11 protein-coding genes are annotated in these 13603 nt (G+C 63.2%); 3 read left to right on the forward strand and 8 right to left on the reverse strand.

From position 1 onward, the window contains the following. Positions 1–7 precede the first annotated feature (7 nt). On the reverse strand, positions 8–2632 hold the full coding sequence (locus MUW49_RS06960; RefSeq protein WP_227263450.1) for a nitrate reductase: 2625 nt from the start codon (positions 2630–2632) through the stop codon (positions 8–10). 284 nt (positions 2633–2916) lie between these two features. On the opposite strand from MUW49_RS06960, the gene MUW49_RS06965 reads away from it, so the two are divergent. Continuing rightward, entirely contained in the window at positions 2917–3420 is a 504-nt protein-coding gene (locus MUW49_RS06965) for an RNA methyltransferase (RefSeq protein ID WP_151028079.1), read from the forward strand. Positions 3421–3463: 43 nt separating this feature from the next. Here MUW49_RS06965 and MUW49_RS06970 read toward each other — a convergent pair whose 3' ends face one another. Beyond that, positions 3464–4207, reverse strand: coding sequence for a hypothetical protein (locus tag MUW49_RS06970; protein ID WP_042865053.1), 744 nt, complete (start codon positions 4205–4207; stop codon positions 3464–3466). A 194-nt stretch (positions 4208–4401) separates the two neighbouring features. Between MUW49_RS06970 and MUW49_RS06975 the strand changes: the two genes are divergently transcribed. Next, positions 4402–4833, forward strand: coding sequence for a universal stress protein (locus MUW49_RS06975; protein WP_041212463.1), 432 nt, complete (start codon positions 4402–4404; stop codon positions 4831–4833). Between the two features lie 169 nt (positions 4834–5002). Here the strand turns inward: MUW49_RS06975 and MUW49_RS06980 are convergent, their stop codons facing one another. The 6 genes from MUW49_RS06980 to gpt form a co-directional block, all read right to left on the reverse strand. Further along, on the reverse strand, positions 5003–5638 hold the full coding sequence (locus MUW49_RS06980) for a murein L,D-transpeptidase catalytic domain family protein (protein WP_042016892.1): 636 nt from the start codon (positions 5636–5638) through the stop codon (positions 5003–5005). Positions 5639–5794: 156 nt separating this feature from the next. Further along, a complete protein-coding gene (locus MUW49_RS06985; RefSeq protein WP_262512438.1) occupies positions 5795–7051 on the reverse strand; it encodes a glutamate-5-semialdehyde dehydrogenase in 1257 nt (418 codons plus the stop codon). A 32-nt stretch (positions 7052–7083) separates the two neighbouring features. Further along, on the reverse strand, positions 7084–8187 hold the full coding sequence (gene proB / locus MUW49_RS06990; protein WP_010675460.1) for a glutamate 5-kinase: 1104 nt from the start codon (positions 8185–8187) through the stop codon (positions 7084–7086). 145 nt (positions 8188–8332) lie between these two features. Next, positions 8333–8725: a sigma factor-binding protein Crl gene (gene crl / locus MUW49_RS06995; RefSeq protein ID WP_039040346.1), complete on the reverse strand. Its 393-nt coding sequence runs from the start codon at positions 8723–8725 to the stop codon at positions 8333–8335. Between the two features lie 62 nt (positions 8726–8787). Further along, on the reverse strand, positions 8788–10056 hold the full coding sequence (gene frsA / locus MUW49_RS07000) for an esterase FrsA (protein WP_010675462.1): 1269 nt from the start codon (positions 10054–10056) through the stop codon (positions 8788–8790). A gap of 174 nt (positions 10057–10230) precedes the next feature. Beyond that, a complete protein-coding gene (gpt, locus tag MUW49_RS07005; RefSeq protein WP_039040347.1) occupies positions 10231–10698 on the reverse strand; it encodes a xanthine phosphoribosyltransferase in 468 nt (155 codons plus the stop codon). Positions 10699–11624: 926 nt separating this feature from the next. Between gpt and MUW49_RS07010 the strand changes: the two genes are divergently transcribed. Next, positions 11625–13076 carry an aminoacyl-histidine dipeptidase gene (locus MUW49_RS07010; protein ID WP_039040348.1) on the forward strand — a complete coding sequence of 484 codons (1452 nt, stop codon included), beginning with the start codon at positions 11625–11627 and terminating at the stop codon, positions 13074–13076. Positions 13077–13603 lie beyond the last annotated feature (527 nt).

The following is a 13603-nucleotide window of genomic DNA, read 5'->3' on the forward strand; positions in this document are numbered from 1 at the left end:
CACCGCACTAAGCGGATGCCAGGAAAACATGTTTGATCAACAGCTTGTCGATTTCGGGCAGACAGGTGCCGCAGTTGCTGCCACAGCCGAGCAGGGCCTGCAGCCCCGCCAACTCGCTCACCCCCTGCCGGGTGATGGCATCGACGATGCGCTGCTCCGAGACCCGCAGGCAGGAGCAGACCAGCCGGCTCTCCCCGGCCAGGGCCTGGCTCAGGGTCTGGCTCAGGGCCCCCGCCTGGAGCGGCGTGCCGAGCAGACTGGCCAGCAGGTCGACCTTGATGTCCGGGCGCCGCGCCCCCACCAGCAGGATCCCCTCGATGCGATCTCCGGCCAGGGCCACGGCCAGCCACCCCTCCTTCATGGGCAGCCTGAGCCAGTGCCCCTCGGCCCCCAGCCGTTGCCACAGGCTCTCTGTGCTCTCTGACCAGGAGGCCAGCAGGGTGCAGTTCCCCTCGGGCAGGGGGCGCCTGGCCCACCAGTCCACCGGCTCGCGCCACTCACCCCGGCCACACCAGAGCCCTTGCCAGCGGGTGAGCTGCGCCCTGGCCTGCACACGCCCCTGTTTGAACATCGGCTGGCCCGAGAGGGGATCCACCACGGGGGCGATGAGGCGGTTGACCGCCCCCTGGCTGCACTGGCTGTCGGTCCAGTGCATGGGCAGGAAGGCCTCCCCCTCCCTGAGCCCCTCATCCAGCCCCACCAGCAGCAGCGCCTCCCCGAGCCCGTTGCAAAGGCGCACCAGATCCCCCTCCTTCACGCCAAGCGCCAGCAGGCTGGCGGCTCCCATTCGTACCCTGGGCCAGGGCTCGGCCTCCTGCAACCGGGGCACGTGGCCGGTGCGGGTCATGGTGTGCCACTGATCCCGCAGGCGGCCACTGTTGAGGAGCAGGGAGACAGCCCCTGCAAGCGGGGGCGTTTCTGGCTGCTCGGGGAAGCGCTGGGCCAGGGGCAGCAGGCGGGCCCGGCCATCCGAGGTGGCAAAGCGTCCGTCCTCGAACAGGCGATCCCGTCCACGGGGCCAGTCGGCGTTGACGGGCCAGCTCAAGGGTTCCAACGCCTCGAATTCGGCACGGGTGAGACCCGCCAGCCCGGAGATGTCGAACTGGCGGGATCCGTCGTTCTCAAAGCCGGAGAGGGCGGCATGCTCGCAGAAGATCTCGTGCTCGTGCTCATAGGCGAACCCCTCGCCAAAGCCGAGCCGACGGGCGAACCGGGTCAGGGCCCACCAGTCGGGCCTGGCCTCCCCCGGCAGGGGCAGGAAGGCGCGCTGGCGGCTGATGGTGCGCTCGGAGTTGGTGACGGTGCCGCTCTTCTCCCCCCAGGCGGCGGCAGGCAACAGCAGGTGGGCGAGGCGCGCCGTGTCGGTGTTGGCCGTCACCTCGGAGACCACCAGCAGCTCGCAGCGGCTCAGGGCCTCGCGCACCCGGTTGCCGTCCGGCAGGGAGACCGCCGGGTTGGTGCCGAGCACCCAGAGCGCGCGGATCTCCCCCCGGTGCACCGCCTCGAACAGCTCGACGGCCTTGTGCCCTGGCCCGCGCACCATGGTCGGGCTTCCCCAGAAGCGCTGTACCCGATCGCACTCGGCCTCGCCAAAGCCCATGTGGGCGGCGAGCTGGGTCGCGAGCCCTCCCACCTCGCGCCCTCCCATGGCGTTGGGTTGCCCCGTCATGGAGAAGGGAGCCGCCCCCGGCTTGCCGATGCGACCGCACATCAGGTGGGCGTTGATGATGGCGTTGGCCTTGTCCACCCCCTGGTTGGACTGGTTGATCCCCTGGCAGAACAGGGTGACGGTCTTGGGGGTACGGGCAAAGAGCTGGTAGAAACCGATCAGATCGCTGCGGGAGAGGCCGCAGCTGCGGGCCACCTCGTCCAACTGCCAGGCCGGATCGTCCAGCGCCGCCGCCAACGCCTCGAAGCCGCTCACGTGCTGCGCCACATAGGCCTTGTCCCAGCCATCGACATCGAGCAGGTAGCGGCACAGGCCGTTCCAGAGCGTCACGTCGCTGCCGGGTTTGAGTGCCAGGTGCAGATCCCCCTGCTCCGCCGTCATGGTGCGGCGGGGATCCAGCACCACCAGCTTGAGCTCGGGGCGCCGCGCCCTGGCCTGCTGCAGGCGGCGAAACAGCACGGGATGGGTCCAGGCGGTGTTGGCACCGGTGAGCACCACCAGATCGGCGAGCTCGAGATCCTCGTAGCAGGCGGGCACCAGATCCTCCCCGAAGGCGCGCTGGTGGGCCACCACCGCCGACGACATGCAGAGCCGGGAGTTGGTGTCCACGTTGGCACTGCCGAGGTACCCCTTCATCAGCTTGTTGGCGACGTAGTAATCCTCGGTGGTCAGCTGGCCCGACAGATAGATGCCGATGGCATCCGGCCCGGACTCGGCCAGGATGGCGGCAAAACGCTCCGCCAGGGTGTCCAGGGCCTCCTCCCAGCCGATGCGCTGCCCCATCCAGCGCGGATAGAGCAGGCGATCGGGAAAGGCCAGGCTCTCCAGCAGGCTGGCTCCCTTGACGCACAGGGCGCCGCCATTGGCCGGATGCTGCTCATCCCCCTGCAACTGCCAGTTGTCACCCTCCCGGCTCAGCCGGATGCCGCACCCCACTCCGCAATAGGCACAGGTGGTCTTCATTCCCTTGCTCCTTGTCATGTGTCTGACGAGGGGCCCATAAAAAAAGCGTCCGCCCCCCTGCGGGGACGGACGCCTTTGTCCGGATGCCTCATCGTCTTGTATGGGGAAGTGACTGCAAACCCCGCGCCAGGATGCAAGGGGCGCCGCCATTGCGCATCAGGGTGTCGGGCTGCGCCGCCACGGTGCAGCCGCCCCCTTGTTGGGCCCGCCTTGCGGGAATCCGCCCCGCACGCTGGGCAAGGGGCCCACCGGGGGTATAATGCGCCGCCACACAGGAGAGAGAGATGAAAGTGTCAGATGAAGACGCTGCCGGGCAGCACCGGGCAGATGCCCGGGAGAGAGGGGACTATTGCGCCATCGGGCTGGTCAATCCCAAATCCCCGGAGAACGTGGGTGCCGTGATGCGGGCCGCCGGCTGCTACGGGGCGGACGAAGTCTACTACACGGGGCAGCGCTTCGAGCTGGCGAGGCGTTTTGTCACCGACACCAAGCAGATGGTGGAGAAGATCCCCCTGCTCGGGGTCGAGGAGCTGCTGGACTTCGTGCCCGAGGGCTGCACCCCTGTGCTGGTGGATTTGATCGAGGGGGCCACGCCCCTGCCGGATTACGTGCACCCCGAGAGAGCCTTCTACATCTTCGGCCCGGAGGATGGCACCCTGGAACCCGCCCGCTTCGCGGCGGTGAAGGAGGTCATCTATGTGCCGACTCAGGGTTGCATGAACCTGGCCGCCTCGGTCAACGTCATCCTCTATGACCGGTTGGCCAAGACGCTCAGAGCCAAAGACTAAGGGCGGGGCAAGAGGGGCCCGATGACGGCATCAGGCCCGACAGCTAGGGCTGTGGCTTGTTCGCCCGCACCACCTGCTCCCTGAGAAAGTCCTGGTAGTAGTCGTAGAGCTTGTTCTGCCGATAGATCTCCGCCAGCTTGCCCTGCCTTATCAGGGTGCGCATGCCGGGATCCCAGAGCCCGTGCAACTGCCTGCCCTTCGGGGTATCGGCGAAGATGGGGTAGGTCGGGATCCAGCGCAGGAATACCTGTACCAGCTCGGGGGGAAGGGAGCCTTCGGGGTAGAGGGCGCCGTCGGTCAGGTAGTAGCGGTAACGCCCCTTGATCAGCAATTGCAGCGCCATCTCGTGGCTGTCTATCTCGAACCAGCGCATCGGCTCCGGGATGAACTTGTCAAAGGCCCACCCCCTCAGCCAGAGCACCTCCTGCTCCTTGAGGCTGTGCTCCCCTGCCCAGTGCGGCAGCCAGCGCTTTTGCATCACCACGCTCACGTAGTCCGCCGAGTCGGGGTAGTCGGGCTGATGGACCCCGGGCACTTCTCCCCGATAGACCCCCATCGCCATGTCCCCCTCCTTTTGCGACACCACCGCCAGTGCCCGTTTGTAAGGCACCATGTGAAGCTTCACCTCGTGCCCCAGGGGTTCATAGATGGCTCGAACCACATCCAGATAGACCCCCTTGCCGTCCCGGTGACAGAAGCCGGGCCAGTCGTCGCAATAGACGTGTATGGTGTCTGCCCGCACGAACGAGGTGATCAGCAGGCAACAGAACAGAAAAAGACGAACCATGAATATCCTCAGTGATATGGCACTCGGCAGATGCTCACCGCCGGACGGCCCGTTCAGGCATACAGATAGCATAGAAAAACAGAGTCCCGGCCGACATTTTCCCCATTTTGCGAGCGGGTCGAGGGTTATTGTCGCCCCACAGCGTATCATGGCAAACAAGATTCATTAGTAGCCCAACTTGAGGGGAGATTCTCATGCCAACCATCAAATCCCTGCTCTGCCCCGTCGATTTCTCCGAGATGTCCAGAGCGGTACTCGACTACGCCGTCTTCATGGCCAACACCCACCAGGCCGAGCTCAAACTGGTCCACGTGGTGGATCAGCTGCACGGCTTCGACAGCTACAAGATCCTGCACATGACGGCCATCGAGATCACCCACGAGATGGAACGCCAGGCCAAGAGTCAGCTCAAGGAGCTGGTCGCCTGCCTGCCCATTCCGGCCAAGTTCGAGGTCCGTTTTGGCCGCGCCGCCGATGAAATCGTCCTCCAGGCGAAGGAAGACAAGGTGGATCTCGTGGTCATGGGCAGCCATGGCCGCTCCGGCATCACCCACCTGCTGGTGGGCAGCGTGGCGGAATCCGTGGTGCGCCACGCTCCCTGCCCTGTGCTGGTGGTCCGCAAATAATCCCCGCCTGATGCGCCAAGGCCAGCATATGCTGGCCTTTTTGCTGTTCATTGCCATGGGATGCTCATCTCAGAACCGGTGCACGAGGGATAACGAGAGGTCGTCGGCAAGGTAGAGCGCCGCCCACCAGTCCTGGTGACGCCCTCGCCGCAGGCTCGCGGGCAGGGTCTCAGCCATGGGCATAGATGACGCTCCCTCCCTTGATGGTGTCGATAATGGCCCTGGACTGCTCCCTTGGCAGGGCCGGGCATCCCCAGCTGCGCCCCAGCTTGTCAAACTTCTGCAGATGCCTGGGGCTGGCGTAGTCCGCCCCGTGCACCACGATGGCGCGCTTGCGGGCATTGCTGTTCTTGCCGGGACTGAGGCCGTCGAGACGCAGGGAGTAACCGTGCTTGCCCTGATAGGTCTCGGCGGTGCGGTAGACCCCCAGGGAACTTTGCCGGGAATTCATCTGATTGGAGAACTGGCGGGCGGCCAGCTCCCCCGAATTGCGGCCGTGGCTGACCCAGGTGTGGTAGAGCAGCTTGTGGCGCTTGACGTCGATGACGAACAGCCGGCGCATGGTCGAGGGCTTGCTGTAGTCGATGATGGTGAGAATGGGTTTTCGCTTGTGGCGCACGCTCTGGTAACCGTCCAGGGCCTTGCGAAACACGCGGCTGTCGAGCTTGCCCGCCAGGCCGAGCTGACGATAGAGATCCTGGTCCCAGCTGGCGTGGCTGGCGCCGCTGAAACAGAGCGCCCCCAGCAGCAGTGGCAGGCTCAGCCAGAGGCTGCCCCACCACGCACTCCTATCCTGTCCCTTCATCCTTGAAGTTGCTCCCCTTGCTGTCGCTGGCCTGATGCCCCGGGTGACACCGCATCCTGCTGGATAGTTATATGCAAGCCATTGATTGCGAGCAATAAAAAAGCACAAAAATGCCGACCTGAGTCGGCATTGTCCTGCTTGCTCAGCGTGCCTGGATCAGGCACGGCTGAGATAATCCGCCTGCCCCACCCACTTGTAGCTGGTGAGTTCGGTCAGCCCCATGGGGCCACGGGCGTGAAGCATCTGGGTCGAGACCGCCACCTCGGCCCCGAGGCCAAACTGGCCGCCGTCGGTGAAGCGGGTGGAGGCGTTGACATAGACCGCCGCCGAACCGGCCCCGTTGACGAAACGCTCGGCATTGGCGAGGGAGTTGGTCAGGATGGCATCGGAGTGGCCGGCGTTGTGCTCGCGCATATGGGCCAGCGCCTCGTTGACGTCCGCCACCACCTTGACCCCCAGGGTCAGCCCCAGCCACTCGGTGTCGAAATCTTCCGGCCCCGCGTCGCACAGGTTGTCGCTGCCAGCCAGCAGCGCCATGGCATTGGGCGCGCCCACCAGGGTCACCTTGCGCTCGTTCATCAGAGCCACCAGTTGCGGCAGCAAGGTGGCCGCCACCTTCTCGTGTACCAGCAGGGTATCGAGGGCGTTGCAGGCGGAGGGGCGCTGCACCTTGGCGTTCTCGATGACCGCCAGGGAACGCGCCAGATCGGCGCTCTCGTCCACGAAGATATGGCTGATACCGAACCCGCCGATGATGACGGGGATGGAGCTGTTCTCCTTGCACATCTTGTGAAGACCCGCGCCGCCGCGGGGGATGATCATGTCCACGTAGCGGTCGAGGCGCAGCAACTCGGCCACCAGCGCCCTGTCCGGGTTGTCGATGTACTGCACCGCCGCCTCGGGCAGGCCGGATGCCGCCAGGGCATGCTGGATCACCCGCACCAGCTCCAGGTTGGAGTGGAAGGTCTCGCGACCGCCGCGCAGAATGCTGGCGTTGCCAGTCTTGAGGCAGAGGCTGGCGATGTCGATGGTGACATTGGGGCGCGCCTCGTAGATGACGCCGATGACCCCGATGGGCACCCGGCGACGGGAGAGGCGCAGGCCATTCTCCAGCACCCGGCTGTCGATTTCGGCCCCGACCGGATCGTCCAGGGTGATCACCTTGCGCACATCCGCCACTATGCCGGCAAGGCGCGCCGGGTTGAGCAGCAGGCGATCCAGCATGGCTTCCGTGAGCCCCGCCTCGCGCCCGGCGGCGATGTCTTTCTCGTTGGCCGCCAGGATCTGGGCACTGCGTGCTTCCAGTTCATCGGCGATGGCCGCCAGCGCCCGGTTCTTCTGTGCCGTGCTGACGGTGGCCAGTTGATAGGCGGCTTCACGGGCCGCCTGCCCCATTTTCTCCAGACTCATCACAGTTCCCTTTTGTTCATGCGGTGCCGCCCTGTTCAGAGCAGCACCATGTCATCACGGTGGATGGCCACGGCCCCATAGCCGTAACCCAATACCTGTTCAATCTGATCCGAGTGGACACCCCGCAGCCGATCCAGCTCCAGATGGTCGTAACGGCAGATGCCGCGAGCCAGCTCGCTCCCCTTGGGATCCAGGATACGCACCACGTCGCCACGCACGAAATCTCCCTTCACCGCGACGATGCCCTTGGGCAGCAGGCTGGAGCCCTTCTCCTGCATGGCGGCCACGGCCCCCTGATCCACCTGCACTTCGCCGTGAGGGGGGGGGCCTGCCAGGATCCAGCTCTTGCGCCCTTCCAGGGGAGATGCCAGGGCCGGGAACAGGGTCCCCACCCGCTCCCCGGCGGCGAGGCGGCCGATCACTTCCGGGATCTGGCCGGTGGCGATCACCACGTCCACCCCGGCGCGGCGCGCCACGTCGGCGGCCTGCAACTTGGTGGCCATGCCACCGGTGCCAAGGCCGCTCACGCTGTCACCGGCGAGGGAGCGCAGGGTGTCGTCTATGGTCTGCACCTCTTCGATGAGCTGGGCATCCGGGTTGGTGCGCGGGTCGGCGGTGAAGAGCCCCTTCTGATCCGTGAGCAGGATCAGCAAGTCCGCATCCGCCAGGATGGCGGCACGGGCGGAGAGGTTGTCGTTGTCCCCCACCTTGATCTCGGCGGTGGCCACGGCGTCGTTCTCGTTGATGACGGGGATGATGCGGTGATCAAGCAGAGTGCGCAGGGTGTCGCGGGCATTGAGGTAGCGCTCCCTGTCTTCCAGGTCGGCGCGGGTCAGCAGCATCTGGCCGATGTGCAGCCCGTAGAGGTTGAACAGGTCCTGCCATACCCGGATGAGCTGGGTCTGACCCACCGCCGCCAGCATCTGTTTGTTCGGCAGGGTAGGCGCCAGCGGAGGGTGGCCCAGATGCTCACGACCGGCGGCGATGGCCCCCGACGTGACCAGCACGACACGGTGCCCGTGTCGATGCAAGGCGGCACATTGTCTGACCAGCTCGACCATGTGGGCACGGTTGAGGCGGGCAGATCCCCCGGTGAGCACGCTGGTGCCCAGTTTGACGACTATGGTTCTGTTTTCCATGGGAACGAAGGGTTAGAAAAGTAAGGAATCCCTTTATACCCACGGCCCCCCTGCCCTGCAAGGCAATTAAGCCTCGCCAGGCAGTTGCGGGCTTGGTGACAAAGCATCGGGGTACCCCGCACCGGGAAGATGCGGGGCTTGGGGATCAGGCTGCCGTCACGCTCAGTTCGGCGGTCACCTGCTTCGCGGGGGAGAGGGTGCACTCCAGCTGGGTCAACTTGCCGCTGATGAGCTTGTAGAAATGTTGCAGGGTGCGTTCCACTTCCGCCTGATGCTTCTTGGGCAGCGCCTTGTCGATCCACTCCCCGTCCGCGTTGTAGAACCCCGTCTGATAGTGGTAGCTGAAGCTGTGATCCGCCTGCTCCAGCACCAGCCACCAGCCCCAGAACTCCCGCTTGTCCGGGGCAGGCTTGGCGCTGACGCAGACGGACAGGCAGTCAAAGCGGTAGCGGCCCTCCTCGCACAGGTCTTCACGCAAATAGGGGCCAATGGCCGCGAACTGCCGAAGCAATCGCTTGTAAGTCACTCTTTCTGACATGCTAACCTCCCTGTTGAACAAGCCATACCATCACATGGTGATGTTACATTTTTAGTTTTATATCATGTACATAAGTGCTTTTTGAGCCAATCTACCGTCTCTTTCAGTGCCTCGTCATAGACCTCGAGCAGTGGCTGCTTGTCAAACACCACCGCCTTGCCGTTGCGACTCGCAGCGGCCAATGCCCGGACATCCTGCTCGGGACAAATAAAATCTTTCTTGTGCCCGATACTCAATATCGGCACGGAAGTGCGACTCCCCAGCAATCCCTGGGTCTTGAGGGAGAAGACCTGACACTTGGTGCGCAGCAGATCCCACTGGGCCGCGTCCGCCCCCAGCCGGTTCGCCAGCCCGTCGCGCATCATGCGCGGGCAGCGGGCGAACATCTCCTGATTGGTGAACACCTGGTTGATGCCGGCACCGATGCAGACCACGGTCCTAAGCTTGAACGGCTCGACGAAGGCGAGACGGGCCGCCACATTGCCGGCGAGGCGGAACCCCACCATGGCGATGCGCTGGTGATCGACCCAGGCCACCTCCGAGAGGTAGTTGAGCACCGCCTGGTGCAGGCGGCTGGTGTCCTGCACGAGGGGCCAGTGCTCGGCATAGCCGGTGCCCGGCATGTCCAGGGAGAGCATCCCGATGCCGTGGGGCTCGAGACACTTGAAATAGAAGTTGAGGAAGTCCACCTGAAGCGAATCGATGCCACCGCTGACGATGACCAGGGGCACAGGTTTCTCGGTGGTGGGCAGATGCAGGTAGCCCTGGATGGTCTTGCCCCGAAACGGGACCTGCAACTCCTTGAGGGGCACCTTGAACAGGCGTCCTGCCTCGCGATAGGCCATGTTGCCGAGCAACTGGGCCTGATCCGCCAGCTCGTCGTGCTTGAGGTGGGGGTAGCTTGCGATGGAGTAGTAGCGCACGGCCTTGAGCAGGCTCTTCAGCGCCGCGGCGCGATCCCCTTCCCCCAGCAGCGTCCGCCCCGTATTGAAATAACGGCCGGCGAGCTGACTCCACTCATAGACCCAGTTGCCGGGCACATAGCCCTTGATGGTGTCCAGATAGCGTTCGTGACTGCGCTCCCCCTGCCCCATGGCGATGTGCGCCAGGGTCTGCTCCACCTCGACGGGATCGGCCCCCTGCCAGGCCCAGGTCGGTCTGCGCAGCAGGCGATACCAGCGGGGCGACAGGGCGCCATCGATGAAGCTGTCAGACAGTGCGCTGTCTTGCTCGTCGACGGGGCTCGAGTTGGAGACTTCGGAAGTTTCCAATACCTTTTTGACCCGGGTAAACAGCTTTTCCGTCAGATTGGTATCGTCGTTTGGTTCCAAAATGGTGGCTCTTCTGTCTCAAACAATGTCCCATCTTAACCACTTTTCACATCGAGCAGCCACACCAGAAACACATTGAGCCCCAAAAGGGGCTCAATGTGGTCAACCTTGCATCACGACGGATCAGTCAGCACCCGAATACCGGGGAGTCACTGGTCGCGACCGGTGCAGCGATTACGCTTCGTCGCAGATCGGCTTGGCAAACTCCAGCGCCATGTCCCAGGGCTGTTCAATCCAGGTATCCTGCGGAATGGCGACTTCGAAGTCATCCACCAGGGGTTCGCCCATGGGCTTGGCGAAGATGGTGATGAACTTGGCTCTGGGGTAGAGCTCGCGGATCGCCTTGGCGGTGCCGCCGGTGTCCACCAGATCGTCCACCACCAGCCAGCCTTCGCCGTCACCTGCGGTGGTGGCAGCCTTCACCACCACCAGCTCGCGCTGGTTGTCGTGGTCATAGCTGGAGATGCAGAGGGTTTCGACATTGCGAATGCCAAGTTCGCGGGCCATCAGGGCCGCAGGCACCAGACCACCGCGACTGACGGCGATGATCCCTTTCCACTGGCTGACAGGCAGTTGACGACGGGCCAGACGGCGCGCTTCGCGTTGCAGGTTATCCCACGATACATAAAACTTTTTTGGCATGCTATCGATCTCAACGAGTTATAAAGCAATCACTTATGAGGCGAAACCCGGCAAAGAGACGGGTTCAGGTCAATTCTGGCACCCCGTTTCCCGAATTTTGCTTGCACTTTTTCGGCCTCGGGGCTGACGCCTCGGCGGCAAAAACGGATGCAATGCGAACAGGGATGGGGTGTAGCTGGCGGCCATGTCGGGTGGACTCCCGAGCTCGGGCCGGCTGTTGGGCCGGTATGATAGCACTCTTTATGGATAAATTGAGCGGCAAACGTATGCGAAAAACAGGAAATGTCCGCCATCTTCCGCTCTGTCGCCCTTTTGGGAGGGCTCCGGCGACACCGACAGGTTAGCCGTTTGACACACATTCCATGACATTCGGGCAAAAAAATAGCAGGGGGAGGAGAGGATCCTCACGCACCTGCTGCTGTTACCTGTGACGCCTGCGAGCCTTAACGGCGGGTGGCGTAGGGATTCGGGTAGTTGAAGCCCTGGGTATAGAGAGATTGGGCAAACCAATAGGTTGAATTGCTGCCTGACATCATAAACTCCTGATTGCTTAACAAGTTACGTACCTTAATGCGGGTTCACATCCTTGAACTGACACTCGGTTCCATGGAGGCGCACTTGCTTTGCTTCGGTTCCCTGGAGGCATTGATTGTCATCCTGACAAGTGGGCTGGCCACGGCGGCTAATTTACCACCCGCCGCCAAAAAGACAATATTTTTGTGACCAACATCACATAATTGATGTTGTGCTGACACGAATAAGGCAGGCAGTGAAGTTCGCCATCCATGCTCCCTTTCCCAGCACAAGCAGAGCGTCATTTGCGCTGATCGCTCACATTTTTGCGTGATTGACTGTATTATCGTTATCCTCTTCCCCGGCCCGCAGAGTGGGGCCCGACATTTTCCATGCTGGTAAGGAGTCCCGACGTGGCACAGCTCAGTTCTCTGTCTCCCAAGTTGATTTGGCAATTCTTCGAGCAGATCTGCTCCATCCCCCACCCCTCCAAGCACGAAGCCCAACTGAGCGCCTGGATCGTCGCATGGGCCCAGGGAGAAGGCCTGGCGGTCAAGCAAGATGCCGTCGGCAACATCATCATCAAGAAACCGGCCACACCGGGGATGGAAAACCGCAAGGCCGTGGTGCTGCAAGCCCACATCGACATGGTGCCCCAGGCCAACGCCGACACCCAGCACGACTTCACCACCGATCCCATCGATGCCTACATCGATGGCGAATGGGTCACCGCCCGCGGTACCACCCTGGGTGCCGACAACGGCATGGGCATGGCGGGTTGCCTGGCCGTGCTGGCCGACAAGACCATCAAGCACGGTCCGCTGGAAGTGCTGCTGACCACCGACGAAGAGACCGGCATGACCGGCGCCTTCGGTCTGGAAGCGGGCTGGCTTGAGGGCGAGATCCTGCTCAACACCGACTCCGAAGAGGATGGCGAGGTCTACATGGGCTGCGCCGGCGGGGTGGATGCCAATATCCGCTTCCCCCTGGAGCGGGTTGCTGCCACCGAGGGTGAAGGTTTCGAGCTGCAGGTCAAGGGCCTGCGCGGCGGCCACTCCGGGGTCGACATCCATCGCGGCCGCGGCAACGCCAACAAGCTGCTGGTGCGTCTGCTCAAGGCCGCCGAACCGCTGGGGGTGCGCCTTGGCGATCTCAGTGGCGGCACCCTGCGCAACGCCATCCCCCGCGAGGCCCGTGCCAGCCTGCTGGTGCCCGCCGCCAGCGTGGCTGACTTCAAGGCCCTGGTGGACCGCTACGCCGGCATCTATCAGAGCGAGCTGGCCGCCACCGAGGCCAACCTCACCGTGCTGCTCACCGCCCGGGAGAAACCGGCCCAGCTCATGAGCGAGTCCCTGCAAAGCCGCCTGCTGGATGCCCTGATGGCCTGCCCGAACGGGGTGATGCGCATGAGCGACGCCATCCCGGGCGTGACCGAGACCTCCACCAACCTGGGTGTCATCAAGACACTCGAGGGGGAAGTCTATGTGCAGTGCCTGATCCGCTCCCTCATCGATTCCGGTCGCGAGAACATCGAGCAGATGACCCGCTCCCTGTTCACCCTGGCCGGCGCCAGCTGCGAGTTCACCGGCGCCTACCCGGGTTGGGCCCCGAACGTCGACTCACCGGTCATGGCGCTGGTGCGAAGCAGCTACCAGACCCTGTTTGGCGAGATGCCGAACGTCATGGTGATCCACGCAGGCCTCGAGTGCGGTCTGTTCAAGAGCGCCTACCCGGACTGGGACATGGTCTCCTTCGGCCCGACCATCCGTGGCGCCCACGCACCGGGGGAGAAGGTACACATCCCGGCGGTCGAGCGTTTCTGGCAACTGCTGGTTCACGTGCTGGAACATATCCCGGCCAAGTAAGCCAACTCACGACCATACCGATGCCCCGCCCCGTGCGGGGCATCTTTTTTGTGCTTCCTCCTCGGCCACCTCTCTCATATCCCCGATTCCACGCGCGGCCCTGGCTTGAAATCGTATCCATGAACAGGTCTGCATTTGAAAACCCTTTCCATGATTTATGTAAATTTACAACACAAAAAGTTGATCCAGCTCACATATGCCCCTAGGATCAGAACGTGACCAAGGTCACACAACCCATGAACCACAGAGAAACGAGGTCATCATATGTTCGAGAATCTGGCAGTGCTGTTCCACCTGAAGGGTGCAACCAGCAAGAAAGGTGCTGAAGAGAAAGACACTTATGCGCCTGCAACCCGCAATTACTACTTCCGTTATGGCGCCTGATATCGCCTGTCCGGATGTTGAAATTGGCAACGTAATAAAACTACAAAACAACTCAGCAATCCACACAACAGCCACCCCCATCGGGGCGCTGTCCTGCCCGGGCCAGAATTCCCACGGCCAAACCTGAACTCCAACCATGAAGA

Origin of the sequence: Aeromonas sp. LsrichE-8G, from assembly GCF_022869435.1 — a bacterium.
Taxonomy (GTDB): Bacteria; Pseudomonadota; Gammaproteobacteria; order Enterobacterales; family Aeromonadaceae; genus Aeromonas; species Aeromonas caviae.

What these genes read in the sequence shown, in the direction of transcription:
- MUW49_RS06980 (WP_042016892.1), bottom strand. Translation starts at nt 5,638, where the DNA reads ATGAAGGGACAGGATAGGAGTGCGTGGTGGGGCAGCCTCTGGCTGAGC.
- MUW49_RS06975 (WP_041212463.1), top strand. Translation starts at nt 4,402, where the DNA reads ATGCCAACCATCAAATCCCTGCTCTGCCCCGTCGATTTCTCCGAGATG.
- MUW49_RS06970 (WP_042865053.1), bottom strand. Translation starts at nt 4,207, where the DNA reads ATGGTTCGTCTTTTTCTGTTCTGTTGCCTGCTGATCACCTCGTTCGTG.
- MUW49_RS06960 (WP_227263450.1), bottom strand. Translation starts at nt 2,632, where the DNA reads ATGAAGACCACCTGTGCCTATTGCGGAGTGGGGTGCGGCATCCGGCTG.
- MUW49_RS06965 (WP_151028079.1), top strand. Translation starts at nt 2,917, where the DNA reads ATGAAAGTGTCAGATGAAGACGCTGCCGGGCAGCACCGGGCAGATGCC.
- proB (WP_010675460.1), bottom strand. Translation starts at nt 8,187, where the DNA reads ATGGAAAACAGAACCATAGTCGTCAAACTGGGCACCAGCGTGCTCACC.
- crl (WP_039040346.1), bottom strand. Translation starts at nt 8,725, where the DNA reads ATGTCAGAAAGAGTGACTTACAAGCGATTGCTTCGGCAGTTCGCGGCC.
- gpt (WP_039040347.1), bottom strand. Translation starts at nt 10,698, where the DNA reads ATGCCAAAAAAGTTTTATGTATCGTGGGATAACCTGCAACGCGAAGCG.